Origin of the sequence: Endozoicomonas sp. ONNA1, assembly GCF_024606325.1 — a bacterium.
Lineage (GTDB): Bacteria > Pseudomonadota > Gammaproteobacteria > Pseudomonadales > Endozoicomonadaceae > Endozoicomonas_A.
The window spans coordinates 1-1,329 of sequence record NZ_JAHHPN010000070.1; the positions used below are offsets into that span (position 1 = coordinate 1).

At 47.7% G+C, this 1,329-nt stretch carries 1 protein-coding gene; it reads right to left on the reverse strand.

Annotated features, from left to right (window positions below):
• Positions 1-306: 306 nt before the first annotated feature.
• Positions 307-1,329, reverse strand: a 1,023-nt coding sequence (locus KDK19_RS01460) for a glutamate--tRNA ligase (RefSeq protein WP_257291199.1), incomplete at its 5' end; no start/stop codon positions are given.

Here is a 1,329-nt window from a genome sequence, read left to right on the forward strand (position 1 = left end):
GCTGACCTCAACACTGCCAGTGTTGCGCTCTCCCAGCTGAGCTATAGCCCCAAAAAAGTTCTCAATGATTCGGCTCACCCCTCTCTTTCTGAGAGGTTATTTGGCTACCCCGAAACGCAGGGCGAATGATATGGATGCCCCCCTGAACTGTCAAGCTCACTTATGAAAAAATGTTTAATCGAAGCAGTTAGTTATATAGTTTTTTTTCGCTGGACGCTTTATCACCCAAGCCTCGCACAAACCTTCTACCCCTGATGAAGAAAAAGCCGGAAAAATCCAGCTTTTTCTGAGAGGAATGAGCCAGATTTACTCAAACTCAGCTCCCAGCGCTCTGAACTCTTTTTCAAAACGCTTGGTTTCTTTCTTGGACAATCCACCCAGAACATTGACCGCGTGACGCAGACGAGCACGAGTCATGTCTGCACCCAGAATGGCCATGGAGTCCATCACCGACCAGGAGTTGGGTGTGCCAGCAATAGCAATAAAAATAGGAGGATTAAAATCACCCAGCTTCAGCCCCATCTCTTTGGCAAGAGTTTTCACCTCAGCAAAGATGTTTTCTTTATTCCATTGCCTGAGCTGCTCCAGCCTCCAAAGAGTGAATTGCAACACTTTCTTTACCTCAGCCGGCTCAAGCTTTTTATGCACAAAGTCTTCTTCTGACAGTTCCAACATGCCAGAGAACATAAAGCTGGCCATGGGAGCAAAGTCAGCCAAAGTTTCTACACGACTCTGAGCGTATGGCAGGAACTTCATAATATAATCACTGTTGAGCAGCCATTTATGAAGGCGATCGGCAAATTGTTCGGTGCTCAACTCTTCACGAATCCAGCTGGCATTCAGCCACGAGAGTTTTTCCTGATCAAAAATTGGCCCACCCGGAGAGACACGCTGGATGTCAAAGTTTTCAACCATCTCTTCCAGGTTAAACTTCTCACGCTCATTCGGCATCGACCAGCCCATACGAGCCAGGTAGTTCAGCAACGCTTCTGGCAGGTAACCGGCATCCCGGTAATAGGTAATACTGGTTGGATTCTTACGTTTGGACAGCTTGCTCTTGTCAGGATTTCGCAGCAACGGCATATGGCAGAGCCTTGGCATATCCCACTCAAAGTATTGATAAAGCAGCTGGTGCTTAGGGGCAGAACTGATCCACTCCTCACCCCTGATGACGTGAGTAATCCCCATCAGGTGATCGTCGACCACATTAGCCAGATGGTAAGTAGGCATACCGTCCGCTTTAACCAGAACCTGCATATCCACCTGAGACCATTCAATCTCAATGGTGCCACGCAGCATATCTTCTACTTTACTAATCCCTTCAGAAGG